This window comes from Xenorhabdus poinarii G6, from assembly GCF_000968175.1.
Taxonomy (GTDB): domain Bacteria; phylum Pseudomonadota; class Gammaproteobacteria; order Enterobacterales; family Enterobacteriaceae; genus Xenorhabdus; species Xenorhabdus poinarii.
The window spans coordinates 889,839-915,243 of record NZ_FO704551.1; the positions used below are offsets into that span (position 1 = coordinate 889,839).

46 protein-coding genes and 1 pseudogene are annotated in these 25,405 nt (G+C 46.8%); 27 read left to right on the plus strand and 20 right to left on the minus strand.

Going from position 1 to position 25,405, the window contains the following annotated elements; translation table 11 throughout:
• Positions 1-94: 94 nt before the first annotated feature.
• The 15 genes from XPG1_RS03935 to csrA form a co-directional block, all read right to left on the minus strand.
• Positions 95-1,276: an Arm DNA-binding domain-containing protein gene (locus tag XPG1_RS03935; RefSeq protein WP_045957917.1), complete on the minus strand. Its 1,182-nt coding sequence runs from the start codon at positions 1,274-1,276 to the stop codon at positions 95-97.
• Positions 1,231-1,443, minus strand: a complete 213-nt coding sequence (locus XPG1_RS18870; protein ID WP_071825319.1) for an excisionase — start codon at positions 1,441-1,443, stop codon at positions 1,231-1,233. Before XPG1_RS18870 ends, XPG1_RS03935 begins: the two co-directional genes overlap by 46 nt.
• 87 nt (positions 1,444-1,530) lie before the next feature.
• On the minus strand, positions 1,531-1,908 hold the full coding sequence (locus tag XPG1_RS03940) for a hypothetical protein (RefSeq protein ID WP_045957918.1): 378 nt from the start codon (positions 1,906-1,908) through the stop codon (positions 1,531-1,533).
• 16 nt (positions 1,909-1,924) lie between these two features.
• Positions 1,925-2,149 carry a DUF551 domain-containing protein gene (locus XPG1_RS03945; RefSeq protein WP_045957919.1) on the minus strand — a complete coding sequence of 75 codons (225 nt, stop codon included), beginning with the start codon at positions 2,147-2,149 and terminating at the stop codon, positions 1,925-1,927.
• Positions 2,142-2,366: a hypothetical protein gene (locus tag XPG1_RS03950; RefSeq protein WP_045957920.1), complete on the minus strand. Its 225-nt coding sequence runs from the start codon at positions 2,364-2,366 to the stop codon at positions 2,142-2,144. Before XPG1_RS03950 ends, XPG1_RS03945 begins: the two co-directional genes overlap by 8 nt.
• Positions 2,363-2,965: a beta clamp domain-containing protein gene (locus XPG1_RS03955; protein WP_045957921.1), complete on the minus strand. Its 603-nt coding sequence runs from the start codon at positions 2,963-2,965 to the stop codon at positions 2,363-2,365. The genes XPG1_RS03950 and XPG1_RS03955 overlap by 4 nt, the downstream gene beginning before the upstream one ends.
• Positions 2,962-3,204 carry a hypothetical protein gene (locus tag XPG1_RS03960; RefSeq protein WP_157879436.1) on the minus strand — a complete coding sequence of 81 codons (243 nt, stop codon included), beginning with the start codon at positions 3,202-3,204 and terminating at the stop codon, positions 2,962-2,964. The genes XPG1_RS03955 and XPG1_RS03960 overlap by 4 nt, the downstream gene beginning before the upstream one ends.
• Positions 3,205-3,214: 10 nt before the next feature.
• Positions 3,215-3,997 (minus strand): ORF6N domain-containing protein, encoded by a 783-nt coding sequence (locus tag XPG1_RS03965; protein ID WP_045957922.1) that lies wholly within the window; start codon positions 3,995-3,997, stop codon positions 3,215-3,217.
• Positions 3,997-4,185: a PerC family transcriptional regulator gene (locus XPG1_RS03970; RefSeq protein ID WP_045957923.1), complete on the minus strand. Its 189-nt coding sequence runs from the start codon at positions 4,183-4,185 to the stop codon at positions 3,997-3,999. The genes XPG1_RS03965 and XPG1_RS03970 overlap by 1 nt, the downstream gene beginning before the upstream one ends.
• Before the next feature lie 2 nt (positions 4,186-4,187).
• Positions 4,188-4,514 carry an ANR family transcriptional regulator gene (locus XPG1_RS03975; RefSeq protein ID WP_045957924.1) on the minus strand — a complete coding sequence of 109 codons (327 nt, stop codon included), beginning with the start codon at positions 4,512-4,514 and terminating at the stop codon, positions 4,188-4,190.
• A gap of 71 nt (positions 4,515-4,585) precedes the next feature.
• Positions 4,586-4,999, minus strand: coding sequence for a hypothetical protein (locus XPG1_RS03980; RefSeq protein ID WP_045957925.1), 414 nt, complete (start codon positions 4,997-4,999; stop codon positions 4,586-4,588).
• The gene (locus tag XPG1_RS03985) at positions 4,996-5,316 is read right to left on the minus strand and encodes a hypothetical protein (protein WP_045957926.1); all 321 of its coding nucleotides are present in this window, start codon (positions 5,314-5,316) and stop codon (positions 4,996-4,998) included. The genes XPG1_RS03980 and XPG1_RS03985 overlap by 4 nt, the downstream gene beginning before the upstream one ends.
• Positions 5,313-5,684, minus strand: coding sequence for a hypothetical protein (locus tag XPG1_RS03990; RefSeq protein ID WP_045957927.1), 372 nt, complete (start codon positions 5,682-5,684; stop codon positions 5,313-5,315). The genes XPG1_RS03985 and XPG1_RS03990 overlap by 4 nt, the downstream gene beginning before the upstream one ends.
• Before the next feature lie 22 nt (positions 5,685-5,706).
• Positions 5,707-5,904 carry a hypothetical protein gene (locus XPG1_RS03995; protein WP_045957928.1) on the minus strand — a complete coding sequence of 66 codons (198 nt, stop codon included), beginning with the start codon at positions 5,902-5,904 and terminating at the stop codon, positions 5,707-5,709.
• Complete coding sequence (gene csrA, locus XPG1_RS04000; protein ID WP_045957929.1) at positions 5,879-6,076, minus strand: carbon storage regulator CsrA; 198 nt, start codon at positions 6,074-6,076, stop codon at positions 5,879-5,881. Before csrA ends, XPG1_RS03995 begins: the two co-directional genes overlap by 26 nt.
• A 103-nt stretch (positions 6,077-6,179) precedes the next feature.
• Between csrA and XPG1_RS19135 the strand changes: the two genes are divergently transcribed.
• Positions 6,180-6,620, plus strand: a complete 441-nt coding sequence (locus XPG1_RS19135; RefSeq protein ID WP_157879437.1) for an ECs1072 family phage-associated protein — start codon at positions 6,180-6,182, stop codon at positions 6,618-6,620.
• On the opposite strand, the gene XPG1_RS18630 is transcribed toward XPG1_RS19135, so the two are convergent.
• From XPG1_RS18630 to XPG1_RS16960, 4 genes are all read right to left on the minus strand, one after another.
• Positions 6,526-6,789: a hypothetical protein gene (locus XPG1_RS18630; protein WP_045957930.1), complete on the minus strand. Its 264-nt coding sequence runs from the start codon at positions 6,787-6,789 to the stop codon at positions 6,526-6,528. The genes XPG1_RS19135 and XPG1_RS18630 overlap by 95 nt on opposite strands.
• Before the next feature lie 34 nt (positions 6,790-6,823).
• Positions 6,824-6,982 carry a host cell division inhibitor Icd-like protein gene (locus XPG1_RS18290; protein WP_157879438.1) on the minus strand — a complete coding sequence of 53 codons (159 nt, stop codon included), beginning with the start codon at positions 6,980-6,982 and terminating at the stop codon, positions 6,824-6,826.
• A 3-nt stretch (positions 6,983-6,985) separates the two neighbouring features.
• Entirely contained in the window at positions 6,986-7,159 is a 174-nt protein-coding gene (locus XPG1_RS18295; RefSeq protein ID WP_157879439.1) for a hypothetical protein, read from the minus strand.
• A 375-nt stretch (positions 7,160-7,534) separates the two neighbouring features.
• Positions 7,535-7,948, minus strand: a complete 414-nt coding sequence (locus XPG1_RS16960) for a helix-turn-helix domain-containing protein (protein ID WP_231853047.1) — start codon at positions 7,946-7,948, stop codon at positions 7,535-7,537.
• 107 nt (positions 7,949-8,055) lie between these two features.
• On the opposite strand from XPG1_RS16960, the gene XPG1_RS04015 reads away from it, so the two are divergent.
• From XPG1_RS04015 to XPG1_RS04045, 7 genes are all read left to right on the plus strand, one after another.
• Positions 8,056-8,283: a helix-turn-helix transcriptional regulator gene (locus XPG1_RS04015; protein ID WP_045957931.1), complete on the plus strand. Its 228-nt coding sequence runs from the start codon at positions 8,056-8,058 to the stop codon at positions 8,281-8,283.
• Entirely contained in the window at positions 8,273-8,554 is a 282-nt protein-coding gene (locus XPG1_RS04020) for a hypothetical protein (protein ID WP_231853048.1), read from the plus strand. Before XPG1_RS04015 ends, XPG1_RS04020 begins: the two co-directional genes overlap by 11 nt.
• Positions 8,555-8,798: 244 nt before the next feature.
• Positions 8,799-9,173, plus strand: a complete 375-nt coding sequence (locus XPG1_RS04025) for a hypothetical protein (RefSeq protein ID WP_045957932.1) — start codon at positions 8,799-8,801, stop codon at positions 9,171-9,173.
• A gap of 207 nt (positions 9,174-9,380) precedes the next feature.
• Positions 9,381-10,913 (plus strand): DEAD/DEAH box helicase, encoded by a 1,533-nt coding sequence (locus XPG1_RS04030; protein WP_045957933.1) that lies wholly within the window; start codon positions 9,381-9,383, stop codon positions 10,911-10,913.
• Positions 10,910-11,890 (plus strand): toprim domain-containing protein, encoded by a 981-nt coding sequence (locus XPG1_RS04035; RefSeq protein WP_045957934.1) that lies wholly within the window; start codon positions 10,910-10,912, stop codon positions 11,888-11,890. The genes XPG1_RS04030 and XPG1_RS04035 overlap by 4 nt, the downstream gene beginning before the upstream one ends.
• Positions 11,887-12,747, plus strand: coding sequence for a hypothetical protein (locus XPG1_RS04040; RefSeq protein WP_045957935.1), 861 nt, complete (start codon positions 11,887-11,889; stop codon positions 12,745-12,747). Before XPG1_RS04035 ends, XPG1_RS04040 begins: the two co-directional genes overlap by 4 nt.
• A complete protein-coding gene (locus XPG1_RS04045) occupies positions 12,740-13,159 on the plus strand; it encodes an antiterminator Q family protein (protein WP_045957936.1) in 420 nt (139 codons plus the stop codon). The genes XPG1_RS04040 and XPG1_RS04045 overlap by 8 nt, the downstream gene beginning before the upstream one ends.
• 486 nt (positions 13,160-13,645) lie before the next feature.
• Here the strand turns inward: XPG1_RS04045 and XPG1_RS04050 are convergent, their stop codons facing one another.
• Entirely contained in the window at positions 13,646-13,930 is a 285-nt protein-coding gene (locus XPG1_RS04050) for a hypothetical protein (protein ID WP_045957937.1), read from the minus strand.
• Positions 13,931-14,063: 133 nt separating this feature from the next.
• Between XPG1_RS04050 and XPG1_RS04055 the strand changes: the two genes are divergently transcribed.
• From XPG1_RS04055 to XPG1_RS04140, 19 genes and pseudogenes are all read left to right on the plus strand, one after another.
• On the plus strand, positions 14,064-14,393 hold the full coding sequence (locus tag XPG1_RS04055) for a phage holin, lambda family (protein WP_045960416.1): 330 nt from the start codon (positions 14,064-14,066) through the stop codon (positions 14,391-14,393).
• Positions 14,390-14,785 (plus strand): structural protein, encoded by a 396-nt coding sequence (locus tag XPG1_RS04060; RefSeq protein WP_045957938.1) that lies wholly within the window; start codon positions 14,390-14,392, stop codon positions 14,783-14,785. The genes XPG1_RS04055 and XPG1_RS04060 overlap by 4 nt, the downstream gene beginning before the upstream one ends.
• Positions 14,782-15,189, plus strand: coding sequence for a hypothetical protein (locus tag XPG1_RS18735; RefSeq protein ID WP_197541110.1), 408 nt, complete (start codon positions 14,782-14,784; stop codon positions 15,187-15,189). Before XPG1_RS04060 ends, XPG1_RS18735 begins: the two co-directional genes overlap by 4 nt.
• Positions 15,167-15,250, plus strand: a pseudogene (locus XPG1_RS19255) (Rz1-like lysis system protein LysC); the annotation flags it as partial. The gene XPG1_RS18735 and the pseudogene XPG1_RS19255, both read left to right, overlap by 23 nt.
• A 676-nt stretch (positions 15,251-15,926) precedes the next feature.
• Positions 15,927-16,778 (plus strand): KilA-N domain-containing protein, encoded by an 852-nt coding sequence (locus tag XPG1_RS04070; RefSeq protein WP_045957939.1) that lies wholly within the window; start codon positions 15,927-15,929, stop codon positions 16,776-16,778.
• A 49-nt stretch (positions 16,779-16,827) separates the two neighbouring features.
• Entirely contained in the window at positions 16,828-17,070 is a 243-nt protein-coding gene (locus XPG1_RS04075) for a hypothetical protein (protein ID WP_045957940.1), read from the plus strand.
• A 4-nt stretch (positions 17,071-17,074) separates the two neighbouring features.
• Positions 17,075-17,425 carry an HNH endonuclease gene (locus XPG1_RS04080; protein ID WP_045957941.1) on the plus strand — a complete coding sequence of 117 codons (351 nt, stop codon included), beginning with the start codon at positions 17,075-17,077 and terminating at the stop codon, positions 17,423-17,425.
• A gap of 188 nt (positions 17,426-17,613) precedes the next feature.
• The gene (locus tag XPG1_RS04085; RefSeq protein WP_045957942.1) at positions 17,614-18,108 is read left to right on the plus strand and encodes a phage terminase small subunit P27 family; all 495 of its coding nucleotides are present in this window, start codon (positions 17,614-17,616) and stop codon (positions 18,106-18,108) included.
• Positions 18,105-19,835 (plus strand): terminase large subunit, encoded by a 1,731-nt coding sequence (locus tag XPG1_RS04090; RefSeq protein ID WP_045957943.1) that lies wholly within the window; start codon positions 18,105-18,107, stop codon positions 19,833-19,835. The genes XPG1_RS04085 and XPG1_RS04090 overlap by 4 nt, the downstream gene beginning before the upstream one ends.
• Positions 19,832-19,993 carry a hypothetical protein gene (locus tag XPG1_RS18665; protein ID WP_045957944.1) on the plus strand — a complete coding sequence of 54 codons (162 nt, stop codon included), beginning with the start codon at positions 19,832-19,834 and terminating at the stop codon, positions 19,991-19,993. Before XPG1_RS04090 ends, XPG1_RS18665 begins: the two co-directional genes overlap by 4 nt.
• Positions 19,983-21,212, plus strand: a complete 1,230-nt coding sequence (locus XPG1_RS04100; protein ID WP_045957945.1) for a phage portal protein — start codon at positions 19,983-19,985, stop codon at positions 21,210-21,212. The genes XPG1_RS18665 and XPG1_RS04100 overlap by 11 nt, the downstream gene beginning before the upstream one ends.
• Entirely contained in the window at positions 21,205-21,804 is a 600-nt protein-coding gene (locus tag XPG1_RS04105) for an HK97 family phage prohead protease (RefSeq protein ID WP_045957946.1), read from the plus strand. Before XPG1_RS04100 ends, XPG1_RS04105 begins: the two co-directional genes overlap by 8 nt.
• A gap of 15 nt (positions 21,805-21,819) precedes the next feature.
• The gene (locus tag XPG1_RS04110) at positions 21,820-23,040 is read left to right on the plus strand and encodes a phage major capsid protein (RefSeq protein WP_045960421.1); all 1,221 of its coding nucleotides are present in this window, start codon (positions 21,820-21,822) and stop codon (positions 23,038-23,040) included.
• An 84-nt stretch (positions 23,041-23,124) separates the two neighbouring features.
• Complete coding sequence (locus XPG1_RS04115) at positions 23,125-23,427, plus strand: head-tail connector protein (protein WP_045957947.1); 303 nt, start codon at positions 23,125-23,127, stop codon at positions 23,425-23,427.
• Positions 23,428-23,437: 10 nt separating this feature from the next.
• Entirely contained in the window at positions 23,438-23,758 is a 321-nt protein-coding gene (locus XPG1_RS04120; protein ID WP_045957948.1) for a phage head closure protein, read from the plus strand.
• Positions 23,755-24,198 carry an HK97-gp10 family putative phage morphogenesis protein gene (locus XPG1_RS04125; RefSeq protein ID WP_045957949.1) on the plus strand — a complete coding sequence of 148 codons (444 nt, stop codon included), beginning with the start codon at positions 23,755-23,757 and terminating at the stop codon, positions 24,196-24,198. The genes XPG1_RS04120 and XPG1_RS04125 overlap by 4 nt, the downstream gene beginning before the upstream one ends.
• A complete protein-coding gene (locus XPG1_RS04130) occupies positions 24,195-24,533 on the plus strand; it encodes a hypothetical protein (protein ID WP_045957950.1) in 339 nt (112 codons plus the stop codon). The genes XPG1_RS04125 and XPG1_RS04130 overlap by 4 nt, the downstream gene beginning before the upstream one ends.
• Before the next feature lie 20 nt (positions 24,534-24,553).
• Complete coding sequence (locus XPG1_RS04135) at positions 24,554-25,018, plus strand: phage tail tube protein (protein ID WP_045957951.1); 465 nt, start codon at positions 24,554-24,556, stop codon at positions 25,016-25,018.
• Positions 25,019-25,399, plus strand: coding sequence for a phage tail assembly chaperone (locus XPG1_RS04140; RefSeq protein WP_045957952.1), 381 nt, complete (start codon positions 25,019-25,021; stop codon positions 25,397-25,399). It begins immediately after the preceding gene.
• Positions 25,400-25,405: the final 6 nt, after the last annotated feature.

Consider the following 25,405-nt stretch of genomic DNA (forward strand, 5'->3'; position numbering starts at 1 on the left):
ATAACTATATGTTTATTAATGTAATGTGTGGCATTATCTGTATTATACGTGCATTTCACGTGCACTTTGATGTCCCAGTGCTGTCCTACTGAATTCAGCTTCCATTTTGGGAACTGATCTGGCGCTCGGTATTCCCGCTATAAGCTTCCAGGTACGTACCATAATGTCGGAACAACATTTCAGGTCCTTTATGTCCCATTTGCGAAGCGAGCCAGAACAAATTTGCACCTTGGCTAATGTGCTTAGTGGCAAATGTGTGTCTTGTCTGATAGGGATTGCGATAACGAATGCCAGCTTTTTTTAGCGTTGGAACCCAAGCTTTCTTGCGAATAGCATCAGCCCCAGCCCACGGCTCGTTAGTCTTGGGATCTTCGAATATTTCCCTGTCTTTCAAAAAAGTAAAGGCTTTTTGATTGGCTAAAGCGAGTATCGCTTGATCATTCAATTCAACCTTTCGCTTTCCTGCTTTGGTTTTCGTTCCTTTAATGACACCAACGACACTGGCAGCGGTAATATGCGCTGTTTTCCCTATGAAATCGATATCTGACCAACGTAATGCGCACAATTCAGAACTACGAAGCCCTGTATTAATAGCGAACCGAAAGAGATTTTCCCATTGCTTATTTCCTGCTGAGGAAAGCAAGGCTGTCACTTCATTGGGTGACAAAGGATCAATAATGTATTCCTTGTCTTCTTCTGTGCGCTCTGTTTGGTACCGAGATGCTGTTACTAAACTTACTGGATTGACACTAACCAACCCGTCTGTAACGGCTTCATCAACGGCACTACGTAAAAAAGACAGCTGATTTCTAATGGTTTTTAAAACGGTTGTTTGCTTTTGAATCCAATTTTTTAATATTGCAGGCGTTAGATCTACAATAGGCATTTTATGTAAATCAGATAAAGCATTTTTGCATTTTTTATACCCACCGATTGTTGATGGGGATAAATTTCTATTAACGCAAATTTTTAAATATTCATCTAAATAATCAACAACTGTTCGAGATTTGTCCGCATTACCAAAAATAGAAAGTTTATTTGAATTCGGGAAATACTTTGCGTAAGCAAAAATTCCTTTTTCGATATTATTCTGAATTTCCCCTAGTAGCCGATCGGCGTATTTAATATTTTTGTTATTTACCTCCAGTCGCGAGAGGGGTTCTCGACATAAAACCCCCCTATAAGTAAATGTTATAACCAGAGTACTGCCTGTCTTGTGTTGGCGAATGGTTACCCCCCGAGGGAGGATAAATTCATTTTGTTTCTTCTGGCCCATTTAGACACCTCAACTAAATCAATCCAACGTTCTTTTGCTCCATTAACCTTTAGCACATGAACCCCCTCTATCCAAAATTGACGTTGTAACCGTTTGTTAATGGCCTCTACACTTTCTCCGGTGTATTGGCAGTATGCCGAAATAGGTATGCAATCCAAGTTAATCATCAATAACCGTTCTCCAAAATCACCCTCGCCACCCCCGCAGGTGTTGCCTTTTCATCCCACACTGCATCGAAAATAATGTTATTCAGATCAGTTGTTGCCATCGCTTTCGACCTCTCCTTTTGAGCACCAGTTTAAAGCCTGCTCTACAAAGTGCCTGATATGCTGCCCGTGGTAGTCTTCATCAATATGAAACAGGATTGCTGCAACATACTCACGAATATTTGCGATTGCCTCTTTTAAGGCTTGATTTTCATTCTGTTCTTTTTTTAATGCCTCGGCTGCGTAGAACAAAACATGAAGTGGCAATTTATCCATATCCTCATCAGACAGAGCCTCATTTAAATCAGCGACAACGGCTTTTCGCATATCAGCCCAATCATTAGAGCCATCGGTAACAGCAACGGTAAGGCTATCTGGATTGTCGTGAATATTAACCAGAACAACGGGATTTTTAATTTTGCTCATGACTATTTCTCCTTTGCTACGGGGCGGGGATATCATCCATATAGCACCAGTGGGTAACTTCATTGTTTTCGTGTTCTTCCCATTGCTCTTTATTAGTGTCCCACCAATCGTAACCTGTGCCAGTGACAGGCTGGTTATATCCACCAATATATGTGTAATAAACCAGGCATAGAGGGGGAAAACCCCCGTCTTTTTCAGGCATTCTGTCCTGAATATTTACCCAAGGTATTTCTTTAGTCACGATTTACCTCCACGCTGATAATTTTATGAGCACGCAGCATGTGATTCGCCTTACCTGTAATCACAGTTCTTCTGAAAAATACACCGGAAGAAGAGGCTCGAACTGGCGTGGCTAATAGAGTGGCATCAACACAACGGTTATGCTTGCGACGCTCTGTGATGAAGCTGGCAATGATAATGACCGCAGTACTGCCCCTGTTCTGGTATTCTATTTTCATAACTTTAACTCCCTTAATTTTTGCTCGGCCAGCTCGAAGGCGTCTTTATAAAGAGGCAACGCAATAAAAATAGGGTTGCCGTAAATCCTGTTTGTGAAAGGACTAAACCGGAATCGACAGGGGGCTTCCATGCCTGAGGGTTCTATAAGTACCGCTCCCTCGCGAAACATCAAATAGGGGTAAGCCAGATACTCAAGGCGAAAGTGAGGTATCACATTCTGTTTTTCTGTTGGAATGCATTTATCCAAGTCAGGGAAATTCCCATTGATTATTTCCAGGCGAGTGAAGCCAAAAGCTGTATTGTTACCGTCGATATGAACCGCTCTTGGCTCTCCTTCTAACTGAATTTCTATGAAGTGGGCTTTTTCTGGAATATCACCACAGAACCGAATGATGATATCGAGGTCAGCTGCATCGCTGTCATCAAAGAAAGTACCGCTATCCTCGTTAAGCTCCATACGCACCAGTACGTGTCCGTTAGTCGCCTCAATATGCTTCCGGGTAATATGAACCCCGGATAATTGAGGGCGCGTTTCTGCATTCTTGCCTTTAGCCACGCAAACTAAGGCAGCACGTAACAAATCGGTATCAATAATCATGACTTCACCTCCGCTTTTGGGCACTTGTCCAAGTTGGCAATCGTGTTTTCATTGAACTCCTCCGGCATAACAGAGAAGAGGGTGTGGTTGGTTGATGTCAGTCGATCATCCGTGAATGCCGCCTGTGATTTTTCGATAGCATCTATCGCGTCATTTGCGTCCATAGCAATTCGCAGCGTGTGACGATGTCCACACGGGTAATCACCTAAGTAGGTCACAATGTATTTTGTCTGTTCCATTTTCATTACCTCACTTCTTGCCAAATAGTTTTTTGAGATCAACCCCGTGGACAGCAAGCCATGCTTCAGCAGGCCATGATTTCACATGCCCATATCTGGGATCGGGGACTTCTGCCGGTGCGATGTTGTTTTCACGACACCATTTACGGAGTGGGGCGTACTGGTATTTTTTTTCTGTGGCGTTCTGTACCGAGGTAATAGTCGAGTGTTTGGTGCTTTCACCTAGACGCTCCTCCAGTTCTCGGCACTTACGGGTGACAGCACCGAGCTTGCCGAGTGCCTGAGCTTCACGTTTGCGGCTGATTTGTGATTTGGTGCGACGGGCTTCATCACGTTCTTGAGTAATGACGAGCTTTTCTTTTTCGGTTGTCAGCAATGCTTCCAGGGCTTCAATATAATTACCGGGTAAGGCGGGGGTTGCTGGCTTTTTCTGGTGAAAGTAAGCGGACTCCATCTTTTCAAAGAAAGACCATGCCTCGTCGGTATCAACGATTTTCGACATACGAGCAGCGCCTTTTTCAGTCCATAGAATCTGTTGGCTTGTATGTTTACTAACCAACCCGATGTTATCGGGTACCTTCTTAAACTGACGTAATTCATTCCCTTCGAGCTTGAAATAATGGACGCCATCAATAAACCGTGACTTGTTGTTCAAAAGATTGTCTTGAATATTTTTTGCACTGGCACCATACCCCGCCGCTAATGTTTCTGTAGTAACAACTCGAACACCTTGCCATTCGATCACTGGCAGATTGTTTGAATCGATAGTGACTAATTCGTTTTTCTTGCTCATTACCATCCCTCACGGATTGTTATTTTTGATAACCGAACACAACGCAAGTTGTTCTTAATACATTCCTGTTCTTGCTTCTTGTCTTGAGATAATGAAAGCGCGTTACCCCATTTTTCAGCAGCACGACGGAATAAACCTTTCAGCTCTAAACTCTGAGCTAATTCTTTTGCCTGCTCATATGCCGTCATGATTAAATTCCTATTTGCCGGAGCTTTTGTTTAAATTTATTTGTCTCAGTGTGATTTTTGATGTGTTTTTTCAATACCTCCGCTGTTCGTTTATTTATTTCATTAATCTGGCGTTTTTCTTTTTGACTCACTATTGCTTTGCTATAGCGATGATGTAATGAATATCTTTTTTGGTTATGTTCCTGACGATGTTCCGCCCACAATTGATTTGTGAGATTAGTGGCTACACGCCCGGCTTTTTCCCAATATTCGGCTGCGAGGTCGTACTTTTCTTCTTTTTCTTTCTGAATGGCTGTATTAGCAAGCTCTGAATAAGTTCTATTTGTCATTTTCTATTTCCTTAATTTATGGTGAGTGAATCCCCAGCGATGGCGCTGTAATTAAATTTGTTTTGTTGTTTTTATTTCTGCAATAATTGAGAAATCTTTCTACCTAGTAATATTAATTCTTCTTGGTCTTTCCTGTGTTTTTCTATTGCTTTTATATATTCCTTTCGGGTTCTAATTAATTCTTTCTCTCGTTTAACACTGGTGTGTAATTCTTCCAGCACCTGAGCGTGTCGCTCTATAAACTCGGGGATCATCTCACCAACATGATATATAGTCGAACCATCTTCATGATTAATAACTTTAGTATGATTGGTTTGTTTGCCTTCTTGATTGAATTGTTCTTGCGCACGAACATAGGCCAGTTTATTCAGCGCACCTTTCTCGCTCAGATACGCTTTATTAGCACCGTGAACGACATAGACCTCACGTAATTCAATTTTGATATCGCGGTTGGTGGCGGTCTCGATGGGTTTAAGCTTTGTCATGATTCTCTCCTTATGGTTTTATTGTTTCTTTCTCTTATTTCACTCACTGCATTTAAATTGTTTTCGTATTCAGCTTCGATAATAAGAGGCAGCACAGAAAACAATCGGGATAATCTATCAAGGTCAGTCATTGCCTCATCTTGGGAGTATTCTTCACTACTAACAGCCGCGCTAGCTAAATTAGCAATAGATTTCATTCCACTTGTTATCGAATAAATGACTTCATGGCTCGATGAGAATAAAAACTGTAAATCGCTATCACTCATCTTTTCTAATCGTTCATTGTTGACACGGATATGACGGAATATATTATTCATGAGTACTCAACCCCTCGCACTTGTGCTACTTGCTTACCAATTTCAAATATTGCGACCAATGCAACACTAAGTAGCTGTGTGCCGGTCAGCGTTTTATCCGTATCAATTAATAAAGAAACATATGTTCTTAGATTTTCTATTTCACTCGCAACGCCTTCCAGTTTATCGAATGCCTGATTATCTGACATAACATATTCTTCATTTATATCCCTTAATCGCTGAGCTAAATTACATGCCTGACGATGTACACCGCGACACATTAAATGGGTATCCGGTTCTGCTTCATTATGAGTTGCAGTTACTACAGGAAATATTGAGGCTTCGATTTCCTCTGCAATTTCGACGGCTTCTTCTAATTTTCTTAACATATTCCACCCTGAAATTTTATTTTTAATTTATCTTTAAATCACACAGACTACGGTATTGATATCTGGATAACCGTTGCACTGCGCGTAACATTACACGAACGTCTTCATCAATGTCTTCGACAGCAGTTAATAACGGAACCAATATAGCCTGTATTTCTTCGTTAATTTCTAACGCGTCATCTAAAAAAAACTCGTCAGTGGTTGGTATTTTTACTTTCATATTGTTTTATTTCCTGCTGGATGCGTTGATATATTTCCTCACGGTGTACAGAAATACCTTCGGGTGCTTTAACTCCAATTTTAACTTGATTACCGTTGATGCCTAATATAACCACTTCGATATCATCACTTATCATGATTTTTTCTTGTGGTCGGCGAGTTATAATTAACATTTTTGCCTCCTTGATCAAATTATGCTGATTTACTTTTTTATTTTACCTTTCGGATAGTGGTAGTCTTGTAAATTCCTGTAACAAATAAATAAGGAATTTATTTGTGTCTAACATTTCCGTTCTATACCATGAAACTAAAGATCACATAGAGAAAGTTCGAAGCATCCCAAAAGTTGGCAGTATCGATCGTATCAATCTGGATATGACGATTAACCGTACTTGCCTCTTATTGTCTCTGGATGTTGTTTTATCTGAATACCGTAAAAAATTTGGCACTATCTTTAATCCTCTGAATGGGCGAGATGCTTTAACGCATCTCATTGTAAATAAATACCACTGGACTATATCCGAGGTTAAAACATTAACTCTTAAAGACGCTTTATTAGCCATTTCAGAGGAGCTTCGATTTGATAATCTTCCCACTAAACTCCAAGGTTTTTTAGAATCTATTAAATTTCGACAATACCGTTCCTGCTTTGATGATCTTCTTGATGAAGAGTGGGATCCAGATTTGGGGAAACTATTGTTAATTCAGCTTGATTAATTGCATCATTTAATTGTTTTTTGATTTTATCGCGCGCCGTGTCCAGTGTATTAAGTTCATTGTTAAGAGTGTATACAACCCGGCGCGCATCTAATTTCTTTTCCATCCACTGATAAACTTCTTCAACTGTGTTTCCATTTGCGATAATTACAGGTTCTTTATTTTGCATTTTTTATTTCCTCTCAGAATTAATATTGTTTATCTCAGTTACGATTAATGATCTGACCAGCCCACGTTGTGATATATTCACCAGCCAGTATTGATTTTGCATGGTGATAATTTTCAGCAACACATTTGATTTTTATCGGGCGTGTTTGTTTCATGTTAGAACGCTCTATTGCCGCAAAGATAAAGATTTTCATGGTTCATTTATCCTCAGGTATTAATGACGCTTCTTTAGCTTTGGCACTTAGCAGTTCAATAATTTGTTTAGCTATATCATTCGCTTTACTGCTTTCCATATTTTCCAAGACCATTACTGCTTCTAACACAGTGTGTAAGTCGGTGTAGTCTTCCTTGGTTGTTATATTATCAAACATTATGTACTCCATTCTTAATAACCTGAGCCTGATAGCTCATTAATTTCTTAATTTTAGGTTGCAATTATTGAATAATTTTTTGATAAATATTGACTGCTATGTGTTGCCCCTTTTCCATGTCGTTTTACCTTACGTACAAGATACATCACGTACCAAATTCAATCAATACGAATTGTACCGAAAAATTAATAAGATAATCATTAATATATGATTTTAAAGGAAATTAATTTAACTCTTAATCATATATTGTGATTTATGTCACTAAATTACATAGAATTGGATACAAAAAAAGCCCTCAATTGAGGGCTTGGTTAATGAAGTGTTAAGGTGAATGGTTGGTATATTACATTCTGTAATAGTTTACAATAGTTTTTATTATTGTCGGCTTACTTTTATGCCACGTTTTGCCATCATTTCGGCGAAAATTGCATCAAAGTGCGCAGACCTGACTTTTAATTCGCGTAAGAATTTATCAGCTTCTTCTGATGGCAGGTTGTCAAATAGGTCTACTACTTCCTTTTGTTTTTTGGTTAGCCTTGGCTCAGATTCGACATCTATAGAGATTGGGAGATGATCGTTGATATTAGATACCGTGCCGTCTGAATTCAGAATAACGCGCTTAATTCCTATAAAATCTAGTATTGCCGCTATTTCCTTTAGTGACGGTTCTCGCCTCCCGTTTAGCCAATGACCCACCGCACCTCGCGTTAGACCGAGATGTTCAGCTAATTTATCGTACGTAATGCCCAAGACCTTCATTTGGTCTTTAGCCATATCAAACCAGTTCATGTTCATACTTGAATTATACAAACTGTATCAGCTTTATCAATAAACATATTGTATCTTTTTGTTGCCTTGCTTGGTACATTATGTATTATTTAGAGAGGAGGGACAAAATGAACAAGATAAAAGAACTCAGATCTGATTTAGGAATTACCCGAAAAATGCTGGCTGAACATGTAGGTTGTACGCCTAGCGCAATAGGGCATTACGAGAATGGAAGACGAACCCCTGACATCACTGTATGTAGAACGATCGTTTCAGCTTTTGGCGTGTTAGGTGCTGAATTCACACTTGATGATATTTTTCCGCCTTTTAAAGGGAAGAAAGGGCGTGTTTCCTGATTACACCACGGTGACCATGCCATCGCATTTTTACCCTGACGATGGCAAATGGATACAGGAAACGTTAGCGAAACTGCGGACGAGTACCAGAGCGAGGATCACCGCAAAATATTCAGAGGTGTATCAGGCGGTATGGGATAACGAACCCGTGTCATATCGCAAAGACAATGCCGCCCGACGCGCAGCCAATATCCGACTCAGGGAATTTGTGACGAAGTATCAGCGAGCGGCGCAGGGGTATACAGAAAAACCAAAAGTGGTCGGTAGTTGATTAAACATGAAAACGGGCGTTGTCAGAAGGTTCACCAGTGTATCAGTTTACGAGTACTTCGATAGGGAAGAGAACCAGGGGGGTAAGGGGGGATTGGAGAGTTCAGAAAGGTAAAGCACAGCCAAGTAAGAACTCATTACTTAAATAGATCTCAGTAGGGAATACATAAGTTAGATAAGTGCACTTAATAGGGAAAATCGCCGTACTACCTGAGTGATACAAAATAACCATTGAGGAAATAAAAATGAGTACAGAACTGAAAGAAAAATTAATCACCTTGCTGGAGGAGCAATTCTTTACTGCGTCTGACATGCAGAAATTTGAAACGGTACTCACTGCAAAGATCCGCGAGCAAGGGTGGTTTTTGCAAAAGAACTTCGCGGTAACCGGGTTGAGTGATGGACGTAATGGGCGAGTGGATTACATGGTGACTACACGAACTGGTGAGAAATGCGCTATCGAGGCTGATAACCGATCACCCCGTAAGCGTTCATTGCTGAAATTGAGTGAGCTACCGGCTGGCATATCTGGTTTTGTGCTGCTCAAAGATGGCAAGCAGCCCCTGCGATATAGCGTGAACGGGGTCGATGTGATCCGTGCCACTCAATTCAGGTACTAGGAAAAGGGCTTGTCCTCTGGCAGAGAAAAATAATCAAGTGAGGGTATCAATGTTAAATCAGAATGGAAATGTAAGAGGGAGCAAGAAACCGAACAGCAACACTTTGGTAGGTAGAACTGATTCGGCTCTTGCAATCGGTAATACAGATGCGGTTACCGAGACAAAGTATCGCACGGAAACTCAGGAAAATAAACAGGGGGCGGAAAGATGCTAACGATCACCCCTAATTTCGCACAGGAACGCGCCCTGAACATGCTGCGTCAGAACTGGAAGCAGCACCGCACTTTCATGGTGTACAGCCCAACGGGATCGGGTAAAACCGGGCTGGCGGCGTTCATCACTGACGGTTATGTTTCCCGTGAAATGCGTGTGATGTTCTGCGTACCGTATACGATCCTCGTAGACCAGACAGCAGCACGATTTATTGAATATGGCCTGCCCGCCGATGAAATCAGTTACGTCTGGCGTGATCACCCAAATTATGACCCAACACGCCTGATTCAAATTGCGTCAGCCGATACCATTATCCGCCGTGAGTTTCCCGACAATATCGATTTATTGATTATCGACGAGGCGCACTTACGCCGTAAGCGAATACTGGAGATTATCCGTGACAGTGACATTCCGGTGATCGGGTTATCGGGCACACCCTTTGCTCCGTTCCTCGGACACTACTACGAAAAATTGATTAAGCCGACCACCATAAAAGAGCTGATTAATCGCGGTGATTTGAGTCGGTATGAATTCTATGCCCCCACCAAGCCTGATTTGTCCGGCGTGAAATCCAGTAGCAACGCTGAATACGGCAGCGATTACAAAGAAGATGAGATTGCCGAAATCATGTGTGGGGCTGATTTGGTTGGCGATATCGTCAGTAGCTGGCTCAGGCTGGGCGAAAATCTGCCGACAATCTGTTTCTGTGTCAATGTTAGCCACGCTAATTTTATTACGGTCGAATTTAATCGCGCCGGGGTGAATGCGGAGGTGATGACAGCCAGCACTCCACACGATGAGCGCGAGCTGATTATCCATCGCTTTGAGCAGGGCGCAACAAAAATCATTGTCAATGTGGGAGTGTTGGTTGCTGGGTTCGATAGTGATGTCCGGTGCATCATTTACGCCCGCCCTACCAAATCTGAAATTCGTTGGCTCCAGACAATCGGCCGGGGTTTACGCATTGCCCAAGGCAAGGATAGGTGCATTATTCTCGATCACTCCGGCACGGTTCACCGCCTCGGCTACCCCGACGATATCGAATATGACGAGCTGCCCCACAAGAATGACGGCATGAAAACCCAGTTCAGCTACCGGGAGCAAGAGAAGCGCGAAAAATTACCGAAAGAATGCCCGTCCTGCCACTACATGAAGCCCGCGGGTGTTTACGTCTGCCCGAAGTGTGGCTTTAAGCCCTTGGCGGGTGAAGATATTGATGTGGATACCAGCCGCAGCATTAAAAAGCTCGACAAGAAAGCCCGTGTCTATACACAGGCGGAGAAACAAAATTTCTACTCTCAGTTGAAGTATTACCAGAACCAGCGCGCTTCACAAGGGAAAATCCTCAGTGACGGTTGGATCTCGAATACGTTTAAAGACAAGTTCGGCGTCTGGCCTCGCGGCTTGCATGACACCCCGCAGGAACTGACCCCCGAAGTGAATAACTTTATCAAGCACAAGCAAATTGTCTGGGCGAAATCCCGCAAGAAAGCAGAGCAATCCCCGCATCAGGGAGACATGCTATGAACAGAATAAAAACCGCCGATGCCGTGATAGGCCGCTGGCCTGAAATTTTTGCCTATTACAAATTACCCCCGGTGACAGGGAAAAATCATTTTAAAGGGAAGTGCCCGATATGCGGACGGAAGGGGAAATTCCGTATTGATGACCGGGACGGACGCGGCACATTCATTTGCACCTGCAATGCAGGCGATGGCTGGCGGCTGCTCATGCTGACACAGGGCAAAGATTACAAAACGCTGGCCGATGAGATTGATCAGCTGCTCGGTATCCGGTCTGACAAACGCAGTGTGGTGAAAAAAGAGACGAATGTCACCGACTTTAGACACCGGGTCACCGCCTGTTATGCCAATTTATCCGGGCTGAGAGGTACGCAAGGGGAGTCCTATCTGCGCAACCGGGGTATTCATGTGCTGCCTGCCGACAACGTGAAGTATTGCACTGATCAGCCAGTCCGAAACGGGGTGCTGCAAGCGATATGGGCGATTGCCACTGATTCAAAGGGGCAGGCGTGTTACCTGCACCGGACCTATTTAGACGGGGATCGGAAAGCCTCGTTAGAAGTGGTCAAGAAAATGAATTCACTGCAAGACGATAGCTATCTGACACATGCTCAGTCAGTGGCTATCCGCCTGTTCCCGGTGGATTCCACGCTGGGTATTGCAGAAGGAATTGAAACAGCACTGTCCTGTAAACAGATTTACGGCGTGAACACATGGTCAACGATGAATGCCGGACACATGGCGAAATTTATCGCCCCCCGTGGAGTTAAGCATCTAATTATCTTTGCAGATAACGACTGGAGCGCTACAGGTGAAGCGGCTGCATATGTATGTGCCAATAAAAATTTACTGGCTAACAACGATATTGAAAAGGTGAGCGTCAGACACCCCGACCTGGGGGATTTTAACGACTTGCTCCAGCAGGGTTGTCAGGCCAGAGAAAGATTATTCATGAAAAAACAGCGGGAGACAGCGCAATGATGGACAACGCAGCACACAAAACCCTTTTTACTATTCCTGAACGCAGTTACAGCACCGCAGTGGCAACAGTAAAACCGTTACCCGTTCAGCGCAAAATCACCGGTAACAAACAGGTAGATGCGTATTTGTGGGTGCTGGAGGTGATCCGAACCAATGAACCCGCGCACCTTGAGGCAGCGGAATCTGCCCTGAAGAAACTGAAAATCACCCCGAAAGAGGCGCAGAAAAAATATTCTGACTACCTGATGAAGTCGGGCGCTCATGCGTTTCAGGTGGCATTTGGCACGATGAGCATGGATAACCCGCAGGGCTATATTAACAGGGCGAAGGCGCAAATCAGTGAGGCGGCGAAAGTCAGGGGGATTTTTGGCAGCTATGAGCAAGCCCTTGAAGATTGTGAAGCCGAGCGACTGATAAAATCTTCGCACCATTATATCAGCGATCCGTGTTTTGGCTGGACAGAAGAAGAAAAGCAACGAGGGGCAATCAGTGGTTCACGCGTATTTGAAGTGGATGATTTACGTAGGGAGAGAGGGTGTGGATTTACTGACGTTTTGCCAGAGCCACACACGCTGTCTGATGTCGTTCGTGAATTGCAATATTGGGATTGGCTCTATCATGTCCGCGATAGCGCAGCGAAGGAACTGGGCTGGAAATATGGCTATCCTCAACATGATGATGCCGTTTACGACAGGGAAAATTACCTCGAAAAACAGTTAACCCTTATTCAAGCTGTCAATCGTCAGGAAGCGATAGATGTCTGCAAGTGGATATTGGACGAGGAGCGATTTGATGACCGTTCAGAACTGACCGACCGAATTATTCTGAATCTGGTGGGAGAGTGTGCGAATGCGTGATATTCAATTGGTAATGGAACGCTGGGGAGCGTGGGCGGCGGATAATCGGGAGGATGTTTATTGGTCATCTATTGCGGCGGGATTCAAGGGACTGATACCCAACAAAATCAAATCACGCCCGCAATGTTGTGATGACGATGGCGTTATTATCGCTGGCTGCATGGCAACCCTGAATAAAAAGAACAGTGAGGATCACAATTTGCTATTCGATTATTACGTATTCGGTAAAACGTTTATGCAATTGGCACGCGATCACCATTGTTCTGACACTCATATTGGGAAAAGGCTACAAAAAGCGGAGGGGGTTATTGAGGGCATGTTGATGATGCTAGATGTTCCATTGGAAATGGACAAATATATCCAGCTAGAGCCAGAAAATGTTAGTCCACAGCAATTATGCAGTAATTTCTAAAAAAACTTTACGATCGTAAAAATGCTGCTATTGTGATAAGAGTGATAGCAATGTCACGGAACTTATCGAATTCTCAGACCTCGCCTCGGCGGGGTTTTTTGCTTTCTGGCAGTCACCAATTTTGTATTTAACCATTTCGAGCAACACCTCGAATTGGTATAGAGAGCTATCATGAACGATGAATTCGATGGTTTTATCCAACTACCCAATATTTTCAGGTAGTTCAAAATCCCGTCAGAGTCCGGGATGTTTAGACGAATATTCTAGGCTGCGCTCCGGCGTGGCCTTTTTCATATTTGCCACCGCAATCACTCTCAGTACCTCCGTATCCACGCATTGCGGCTGGCAACCTATTAACTCATGTGAGGTGAATGATGAGAAAAGAGATAAAGGACAAAAATGGTCACGCAATAGGTGACCATGGGAAAGAGTTCATTAACTCTATGTTGAAAATGAAATCTGGGGTGATTTATGTGAAAGAAACTATCATTCCAAAGTCTTTACTTTGTTTAGTATCTTGATAACGGAAGATTTCTCTAATTCAACAATTTCAGGCATATCATCGAATTGATGACTATTAAAATCTAAACTTTTAACAAAGTTAATTATCGTATTTTTATCTAATATTCCAGTGGTCAGCATTGCAGAAATCGAAGCTAAAATTAACTCGCTGCGTATTACCATATGCTTTGAATTGTCGTTGAGTATATGAACAGCAGTCTGAAGATTGGTTATGTCATTTTTAAGGCTATTAATTAACTCTTCGTTCATTGCATTTCCTTGATTGAAGTTTGATCGAATTCATAACATACCTTAAGTATCAACTCATTACTTTTAACCAACTCACAGGGGCGACTATCTCACCCCACGGACGCCCATTGTTCTGATGGGGTGGAATATGCGCATGATTGAAAAAGACACGGAGTTTTGGGCGTATGCCTGGGACTGGCTAATGATAAATGCCCCACTCATTGCTGGAATGCTGCTGGCGGCGGTGACCGCATTTACGCGTGAGAAACGAGACGGTGCAGGCTGGATGGCGTCATTGGCAGAGGCGGCGATTTGTTCGTTTATCAGTATCGGGATTATTACCGCGCTGGAATATGCCAATCTGCCGCTCAGTCTGGCGCAGTTTTTTGGTGTGTTTATCGGATTTTTAGGCACCAAAAAAATTGGGGCGATTATCGAATCGGTATTTATTTTTCTCAAAAACAAATTTGGGGTGAACCGATGAGCAGAGGTATACGTAATTACAACCCGGGCAACATTCGCCACGGTGATAAATGGCTGGGGTTGAGAGAAACCCAAACAGATGAATCATTTTGCCAGTTTGTATCACCAGAATATGGCATACGGGCGATGCTGAAAATTCTGCGTAATTACGAACGCAAATATGGCGATAATACTATCCGTCAGTTTATTTCCCGTTGGGCCCCAAAAATAGAAAACGACACTGAGGCATATATTCATTATGTGAGCCAGGCGGTGGGTGTGACCAGTGATGCTGTGATAGATGTCAACCATCAACCCACCATGACAGCACTGATTCAGGCCATGATACGGATGGAAAACGGTCAACAGCCGTATTCTGATTATGTTTTCACGCGGGCATTTGAGTTGCTATGAAACTGAAATTACTGTCGGCGATTGTTGGTATTGGGCTGATAGGAACGGTCGTCCATTCCATCTACTCAGTGTATGCAGAGAACGGGCGACTCCTCGGTGATAATGAATCACTAAAACAACAAAGCGCCTCACTGCAACAACAAAACCAGCGCCAGCAACTCATCACCGATAACGCCTATCAGTCCATCAGGTTATTCAATGACATCTCACGAATTAATAACGAAAACCGAACTCGGTCAGCCGTGGATTCTGAGCAGAGAAAAACGGCCATCAAAACCGTGGTTGCCAATCATGATTGCGCCAATCGCATTGTGCCTGATGGGGCTGTTATCCGCTTGCAGCAGCACGCGAACCGAATACGTTCCGCTGCCACCGATACCCATTCCGGCACCTCTGCTCGCTGACTGCCTGCCTCCAGTCATACCCGATGCCATGACATGGCGTGACAGTTTGTTACTGAATGAACAGTTACTGACGGTGATTGAACAGTGCAATCTGGATAAACAGGCAATACGGGCAATAGAGGGAAGAAGACTGCCACCGCAGGAATGATTCTGGGGTTGCAGGAGCCATCCTGTCTCCTGCTTGATTGTTATTATGCACAGAAACTAACTGGATGCACAGAAACTAACTGGTTGATCCGGATTCGCCGCAAAACAGGTAGCTATACACCCTGCATATACTATGGGTGACCAAATAAAAGGTAAGCAGAGATTAGCATAAGTCTGCATCGAAGCAAAAAGAGTCGAGCCTGCTACTAGGCAAAGAAGAAGATATTTTTTCATTTTACTCACCATATATCATTAACTACATCAACGAACGATAACCCTAGTAACCCTATCTCTACTCAAAAACAAGCGAATAATTCTTAACAATCTATTAACATTTGAAACTAAACAGAATATTTCTTTACCCATTCCCCTGAGTGGTTAAAGGAATACCCATGCCATCACCCCGTTCCTGCCGCGTACCCAACGCACACGGGCTGGTGGCATTTTTATTTTCACCGCGCACTCACCGCGCATATCAATAAAAAACGCAGAACCTTACAGAAAGTCGAACCTGAGAAATCCGTTAATGGGTATTTCTGCGGGCGGCTTTCTACGTGAGCAGGTTCGATTTTCTATAAGGAAAATACCCTATGAGTAACATCATTCCATTTGAGTATGACGGTCACCCTATTCGCTTTAATGAAGAGGGGTGGATCAATGCTACAGACGTAGCGGCTAAGTTTGGTAAAGAGCCGACAGCATGGCTTCGTCAAGTTGATGTTCTTGAATATATGGCGGCTTTAAGTAAGAAGCTGTTTGGTAATTCTGGTTTTCTGACAGAAATTAGTAAAATCAAAAGGTTAGACACATCTTCCGCAGCATCAAGAACAAAGGTTCTTAAGTTTGTTAAAAAAACAGGCTTAGTGAATACAAAAACAGGCCCACAGGGTGGAACTTGGCTTCACCCAAAATTAGCAGTCCGCTTTGCCCGTTGGTTGTCTGTTGAATTTGAAATCTGGTGTGATGAGCAGATTGATGCTTTGATTCGAGGTACTCAACCCGCATTCACCGATCAGCGCATTAACGCCATCTTTCTTCTTGATAAGCCTGTCACATGGGAAAAGCAGTTTCAGCAACCTTTCTATCAGGCGCTCAGTCGTATGTCAGGATTACCCTATTACGGTCATGTTGGGGGTACGCCATCCTTGTTTGGCATGATTACATCCAAGTGGGTATATCAGGTTGTGCTGCCTGATTCAGTTTACGCAGAGGCTAAAGAAGCGGCTAAAGGCAGCGGTGACAAAATTCACCAGTACCTGAAACCAGAAGCCCGGAAACTGGTACAAGAGCAACTGAAAGCGGTCACTATATTGGCTAATGGCTGCGTGGATTATAAAGACTTTGAAGCACGTTGCGTTCAGTCATTCGGAAAGTCAGGTGAGCAAGGTCTGCTGATATTACCGGTAGAGCGGGAATTCAGTTATTCCGCCTTAAGGCATTAGTTTTATTCGCGCCGGGTAATCACATAACAGGAATACAGGAGAACCGAACATGGCACAGCGTACAGAAATAGCCACACACAACATCACCATTGGTATCAAATATGACACTGAAACATTGAACCGGCTCGAATCACAACTGGAGCATATAGCAGAGCTAATGGAACGGATTCAGGGTTCGGTGCAGCCCACTGAGATAAACAACGACAACCCTATCCGCCAGATAGTCCGTGATGAACTACGCCAGTTTGTTGCCCGCGAGAGTGGGCGTGGCGGATTGTTTTCTACGTGGTGATGCCATGCCAGCCCGCATACCGAGAGCCTGCCGCAAGACCGGCTGCCCTAAAACAACCACTGACCGCAGCGGCTACTGCCCTGATCATCTGCATACCGGCTGGCAGAACCATCAGCAGGGAAAAAGCCGGTATGCACGCGGCTATGGCAGTCCGTGGGACAAACTACGAACCACCATCAAACACCGAGATAAACAACTGTGCCAGCAATGTTTGCGTCAGGGACGAGCGACGACAGGCACGACGGTAGACCACATCATACCCAAGGCGCATGGCGGTACGGATGCGCTATCGAACTTGGAATTATTGTGCTGGCCTTGCCATAAACGTAAGACGGCGACGGAGCGATTACGATGAGCAATTGGGGAAGCAGGAAATGCGTAGTGACCGTGATAGTCACCTAGGGGTAGGGGTGGTCAAATCCCTACCACCCTCGCCCCCAAGGACCGCCGCCTTAAGTCAATTTTTATCCCCGCGAAAAATGAAATTTAAATCGGGCAATATTTCATCATATTTTCATCTTTTTCTGAATGGAGGTTCTGAGTATGGCTGGAACGGCGGGCAAATCAGGTCGTCGCCCCAAGCCGACGGCACGAAAAGAACTGGCCGGCAATCCGGGTAAGCGCAAGCTGAATCGCGATGAGCCGAGCTTTACACCACTGACTGGCGTATCCCCACCTGACTGGTTTGTGGACAGTGGTATGTCCCTCGCGGTGGTGATGTGGGAGTTAACCAGCAACGAATTGTGTTCACAGGGGTTACTGTGTGTCACTGACCTGGCTGTATTGGAGCGATGGTGCGTGGCCTATCAGTTTTGGCGGCAGTTGGTCATCGATATCAAGCGCGATGGCACCCGATTAACCGGCGCAACAGGGGGGCCAGTGAAAAATCCGGATCTGACAGCGAAAAAAGAGCAGGAATCTGAGATGGACAGAACGGGCGCCATGTTGGGGTTAGATCCGAGCAGTCGCCAGCGCCTGATAGGGGCAGCAGGACAGGCTAAGACGGATAACCCGTTTATGAGGATGATTTCATCATGAGCCGTAAATCGTACCTGAATGTCAATGCGGCCAACCAATATGCCCGGGATGTAGTGAGAGGCAAGATTGAGGCCGGACGCTATGTCAAAGAGGCGTGCCAGCGCCATCTGGATGACTTAGCGAAGGAAAAGGGCAAGGCCTTTAAGTACCGCTTTGATAAGGACTTGGCAGAACGCGCCGCCAAGTTCATTCAGCTACTGCCCCACACCAAGGGTGAGTGGGCATTTAAGCGCATGCCGATCACACTGGAACCGTGGCAGTTGTTTATAGTCTGTTCGGCGTTTGGCTGGGTACACAAGGGCAGCCGGTTACGCCGCTTTCGTGAGGTCTACACGGAGATCCCCCGTAAAAATGGTAAGTCTGCCATTTCGGCGGGGGTGGCGCTGTATTGCTTTACCTGTGATGACGAGTTTGGGGCGGAGGTCTATTCCGGCGCAACCACGGAGAAGCAGGCGTGGGAAGTGTTCCGACCCGCCCGGCTAATGTGTAAACGCACCCCGATGCTGACCGAGGCGTTTGGCATTGAAGTGAATGCCTCCAACCTGAACCGCCCGGCAGACGGAGCGCGGTTCGAGCCGTTGATTGGCAGCCCCGGTGATGGACAATCCCCCAGTTGTGCCATTGTCGATGAATATCATGAGCATGATACCGACGATCTCTATACGACGATGTTGACGGGCATGGGTGCGCGGCGGCAGCCGCTGATGTGGGCGATCACCACCGCCGGTTACAACATTGAAGGTCCCTGTTATGACAAGCGCCGCGAAACCATCGAGATGCTGTCTGGCAACGTGCCCAATGATGAGCTGTTCGGGGTGATCTACACCGTGGATGACGGCGATGACTGGACGTCCCCGGAGGTGTTACGCAAAGCTAATCCCAATATGGGCGTCTCGGTCTATGCTGATTTTTTGCTGAGCCAACAACAACGCGCCCTGAATAACCCGCGTTTAGCCAGCGTATTCAAGACCAAACACCTGAATATCTGGGTATCAGCGCGGGAGGCTTATTTCAATATGGTGAGCTGGAAACAGTGCGAAGACACCTCGCTGACGCTGGGGCAATTCGAGGGCCAGCCCTGCATTCTGGCCTTTGACCTCGCCCGCAAGCTGGACATGAACAGCATGGCGCGGTTGTTTGTCCGTGAAATTGACGGCAAGCGTCATTACTACAGTGTGACACCGCGTTTCTGGGTACCGTATGACACTGTGTACAGTGTCGAGCAAAATGAGAACCGACGCAGTGCCGAACGTTTTCAGAAATGGGTGGAAATGGGGCTGCTAACGGTCACCGCCGGTGCCGAGGTGGACTATCGTTATATTCTTGAAGAAGCGAAAGCCGCCTGTCACCTGAATCCGGTCAGCGAAGCGCCGATTGACCCCTTCGGGGCGACCGGCTTATCGCATGAGCTGGCAGACGAAGGTATCAATCCGATCATTATTACCCAAAACTTCACCAACATGAGTGACCCGATGAAGGAATTGGAGGCGGCCATCCAGTCCGGGCGCTTTCATCATGACGGTAACCCGATTATGTCCTGGTGTATCGCCAATGTGGTGGGGAAAACAATGGGCGGCAATGATGACATTGTACGCCCTATCAAGGAACAAAAGGACAGCAAAATTGACGGTGCGGTCGCGCTGATTATGGCAATGGGACGAGCCATTCTGCATGACGAACCGGACTTTCTTTCCAACCTCGACCCGGATGATCTTTTAATGCTATGAGAAATTTACTGATTGATATCACTGCGCTGACGGGGGTCGGGGCGGTGCTGGCGGGCTGTTACCTGAAATACGGGCTGGCGAATACCCTGATTATCGGCGGGGTGTTGTTGATAGCCTATGCGTTAGCGGTGACCCGCAGGAGGCCACATGCTGCTTGATGCCTTATTTCGCAGTGAACCACTGGAAAATCCCCATACCCCGCTGACCGCAGAGGCGGCAGAGAACGACGGCCTGTTCCGTGGCGATGTCTATGTCAGCCCGGAAACGTCCATGAAACTGGCGGCGGTCTATGCCTGTATTTATGTGCTGGCCTCGTCAGTGGCACAGATGCCCCTGCATGTGATGCGCAAGACCGGGCAGACGGTAGAGATGGCACGGGAACATCCGGCGTTTTACCTGACCCATGATGAGCCGAACGACTGGCAAACCAGCTACAAATGGCGCGAACTGAAACAGCGCCATATCCTCGGTTGGGGCAATGGCTATACGTGGGTGAAACGCAACCGAAAAGGCGAAGTGATTGCACTGGACTCCTGCATGCCGTGGGAAACCACCCTGCTAAACACGGGCGGACGCTATACCTACGGGGTCTATAACGACGAGGGTAATTTCGCCATTAGCCCCGATGACATGATCCACATCCGCGCGTTAGGTAATAATCAGAAAATGGGTTTAAGTCCTATCCTGCAACACGCGGAAACTATCGGCATGGGGATGAGCGGGCAGAAATATACCAGCGCTTTTTTTGGTGGCAACGCCCGTCCGGCTGGCATTGTGTCCGTAAAAGGAGAGATTAGTGATAAGGGCTGGGAACGACTCAAACTGATGTGGCGAAAAGCCGCCGCTTCCCTGCGCAGCGAAGAAAATAAAACCATGCTGCTGCCCGCTGAATTGGATTACAAAGCGCTGACCGTATCGCCGGTGGACGCACAGTTGATTGACATGATGAAACTCAATCGCTCCATGATTGCAGGCATATTTAACGTTCCCGCTCACATGATTAACGATTTGGAAAAAGCGACTTTTTCCAATATCAGCAATCAGGCTATCCAGTTTGTGCGCCATACCGTCATGCCGTGGGTGGTGAACTGGGAGCAGGAGCTGAACCGTCGCCTGTTCACCCGGCAGGAACGGCTGGCGGGATTCTATGTCCGTTTCAATCTGGCCGGATTACTGCGTGGTACGCCGCAGGAACGGGCGCAGTTCTACCATTTTGCCATTACCGATGGCTGGATGAGCCGCAATGAGGCCCGTGCCTTTGAAGACATGAACCCGGTGGACGGGCTGGACGAGATGCTGGTCAGTGTCAATGCCGCCAATCCTGTTAACGGCAATCAACCCAACCAACCTGAACACGAGGATAAACCCGATGAGTAACAGAGAAATGCGCTGTTACAGCGGTGAGGTGCGTGCTGAACAACTGGAAAACCAGCCGACGCGAATTGTTGGTTACGGTTCGGTGTTCAACAGCCGCTCTGAGCCGCTGTGGGGATTCAGAGAAATTATTAAACCCGGCGCGTTTGACGAGGTACTGAATGATGATATTCGGGGGCTGTTTAACCATGATCCTAATTTTATTTTAGGACGCAGTACATCAGGAACATTAACGGTCTCGGTGGATGAGCGGGGCTTGCAGTACGACATCGCCGCGCCTGACACACAGACCATTCGTGATCTGGTGCTGGCCCCCATGCAGCGTGGTGATATTAACCAAAGTTCGTTTGCCTTTCGGGTCGCCCGTGACGGTGAACGCTGGTACGAGGATGAGGAAGGAATAGTTATCCGTGAAATCCACAAATTGTCACGGCTGTATGATGTCAGTCCGGTAACGTACCCCGCCTATCAGGAAGCGGATTCGGCGGTTCGATCCCTGAATGCCTGGAAAGAAGCTCGAAGTGGCGGTGAGCTGCAAAAAGCAATCAATCAAAAATTAGCGCGTGAGCGCATTTTAAATTTACTCAATGCATAAGGTAATACTATGGCTATGAAGCTTCATGAATTAAAGCAAAAACGTAACACCATCGCCGCCCAAATGCGTACCCTGCATGACAAAATCGGGGATAACGCGTGGACAGACGAGCAGCGCACCGAATGGAATAAAGCGAAAACCGAACTGGACAGCATTGACGCCCAAATCCAGCGTGAGGAGGAATTACGCCATTTAGACCAGCAACTGGTGGACAATGCAGAACCGGAGCAGCGTCAACAACCGGGCAACCCGGAAGCCGAGCAAGCAGAGCGCCGCGCCGCCGCATTTGATCGGTTCTTGCGCCACGGTCTGGGGGAAATGACGACGGAAGAGCGTCAGGCACTGCGGGAGCTACGCGCACAGGGTACTACGCCGGATGAGAAAGGCGGCTATACCGTCCCCACGCAGATGCTCAATAAAGTCGTGGAACAAATGAAAGCCTATGGCGGCATTGCCAGTGTGGCGCAAATCCTCAGTACCTCCACGGGCCAAACCATCGAATGGGCCACCGCAGACGGCACGGCGGAAGAGGGGGAATTGCTGGGGGAAAACACGGCGGCCAACGAAGAAGACACCGCATTCGGTACGGAGTTGTTAGGGGCGAAAAAATTGTCGTCCAAAATCATCCGGGTATCCAATGAGCTTCTACAGGATTCCGGCATTGACATGGAGTCCTATCTGGCTAAACGCATTGCCGAACGCCTCGGGCGCGGTGAGGCTAAGTATTTGGTGAAAGGTACCGGCAAGGGTAGCCCGCAGCAACCAAAGGGGCTGGAAGCGTCGGTCACGAACACGGTAGATGCGGCGGCCAAGTTTAGCTGGAAAGACATGAATGCCCTGAAACACGCCCTTGACCCGGCGTACCGCAATATCGGCACTTTCCGCTGGGCATTCAATGACAGCACGCTGAAAATCATCACCGAGATGGAAGACGCCCAAAGCCGTCCGTTGTGGTTGCCTGAGATTGCGGGAGTGGTACCCTCTACCGTGCTGGGCGTCCCGTATGTCATTGATCAGGCCATTGCCGACATGGGGGCAGGCAACAAATTCATCTATTGCGGCGACTTTAACCGCTTCATTGTGCGCCGCGTGACCTACATGACACTAAAACGTCTGGTCGAACGTTACGCAGAATACGATCAGGTTGCCTTTCTGGCGTTCCATCGTTTCGACTGCATTCTGGAAGACACCTCCGCCATCAAGGCACTGGTCGGCAAGGGCGGTAGCGTCGGTTAATGTTACCAGAGGGGATACCTGCCGCTTAATTGCGGTTTTTTTGTGCCTGCGATCTGAGAGGGGTCGCAGGTGACAGGAGGAGATGTGCCATTTCCCACATCAGAACAACTTAAGCAGCAATGCCGCATCGACAGTGATAACAATGCTGAAGACGCTTTGTTGGAAACCTACGCCCGTGCCGCCATTCACCGGGCAGAAAACTACCTGAACCGCCGTCTGTATGAAGAGGCGGTGCCGGATAATGATCCTGACGGGTTGTTAGTTACCGACGACGTCACGCTGGCGATTATGCTGACGGTCGGCTACTGGTATGAAAACCGGGAAGCGCAGACCATCCCGGCAGGGTTTAAGGCGCTACTTGAGCCTTATCGTTTTATCCCGCTATAGGAGAGCACACATGAAAGCAGGTGCATTACGCCATCGTATCACGATTCAGGGTATTCGCAGCCAGCGAACCCCCTCTGGCGGCGTCACCAAAGAGCACTACACGGTAGCCACCGTCTGGGCAGAGGCGAAATTTATCAGCGGCCGCGAACTGGTCGCCTCTAACGCGGTTTTATCGGAGAGCATTGTGCGCTTCTGGGTACGTTACCGCGCTGATATTGATACCACAATGGGTATCGTTTTCCGGGGCAAAACCTACACCATTCAGGCGGTGATGCCCGACAATAAACTCACGTTACTGGAGTTATTGTGTCAGGAGGGGGTTAAATCATGACGATCGTAGATTTTTCGGCACTCAAAGACCTGTCGCGGGATTTAGCGCTGCTCAGCAAGGCCGAAAACAACAAAGTTTTGCGGCGGGGCACTTACGCCGGGGCAAAAATCCTGCGTGACGAGACTCGCCATCGCGCCCCCAAGCGTACCGGCAAGCTCAAACGGAACATTATGGCCGCTAACCGTAAAAAACAGCGGGACGGCACGGTATCCGCGGGGGTATACGTGCGCGGTTCGAACAAATCGGGCACGAACAGCGATACCCGGATGAAGAAAAATGACCCGCGCAATGCCTATTACTGGCGCTTTCTGGAAAAAGGCACGTCCAAAATGGCGGCGAAACCGTTTATCGACCCCGCATTTGACGCAAAAGCGGATGAAGCGGCCGAGGCAGCCTTTCAGGTGGCACTGAACGCGATTGATGAGGTACTGGCGAAATGACCGATGGCGATTTATTCAAATTGTTAGATCCGGTGTTGCCCGGTCAGGTTTTCCCCTATCTCATTCCGCAAACTGAACGCAAACGGGTATCCGCGTGGTGTGTGTTCTCGACATACAGTCTTTACACCGATGTACTCAGTGGACAGTCCGTGAAAATGACGCGCATTCAGTTTGACGCCTACGCGCCGACGTTAGAGCACGCCGAGACCATTTGCAGCGACGCGTTTAATGCCGTCAAAGCACAACACCAACCATTTGAGGTGGAGCGTGAAAACAGCTTCGAACATGATACTGAGCTGTATCGCGCCACCGTTGAATTCAAAATTTATTCCTAATCCCTGTGGGAGATTATCACATGCCAAAATATGAAAAAACGCTGGGGACATCCCTGTCAGTGTCCGCCGAGTCTACCACCGACGATACCAGTTCGGCCATTAAATGGATCGCCATTGACACCTCCGTGAAAGAGATTAACTACACCGGGGGGCAGAAATCGGACATCGAGGTCACTACCCTCGGCTCGCGAGAGCAGGAGATGATTAACGGACTGGCCGCCCCGGCTGAAATTACGATTTCCGGGCACTGGACAGCTGAAGAAGAGGGGCAGGACATTCTGCGACTGGCCTACAGTACGGATAACGCCTATGCGTTCCGTATTCAGTTCCCGAGCGGCAACGGGTATACGTTTGTGGCAGAGGTCAGGCAGGAATCATGGAGTGCGGCCGCGAATGGCATTGTCAGCGCCTCATTCACCCTGCGCATGAAAGGTCGTCCAACGCCATTAGCCAAAAAAACCACTTCACTGCAAAAGGGGCAATAAATGAATCTTCGTCAACTGGCACTGAATCCTAAACTGGGATTTCGAAACAAAACCGTGACGGTAACCGAATGGGATAATGCGACGGCGATATTGCGTGAGCCGTCCGCCGCCGCGTGGATTGCATGGAATGAAATTATTCATCCCGACGACAAATCCGACACACCCCTGCCCACCGCAGAGAAAACCTTGCGCAATACCCGCGCTGATGTGGTGTTGTTCATTGATGTGCTGTGTGATGAACAGGGCGAGCCGGTATTTACCGCCGAGGATACTGACGCGGTGATCGCCATTTACGGCCCCGTCCATTCCCGGTTACTGCATCAGGCGCTGAATTTGGTCGTTACCGGTGATGAGGCTGAAAAAAAGTACAATCCCCATTGACCGGAT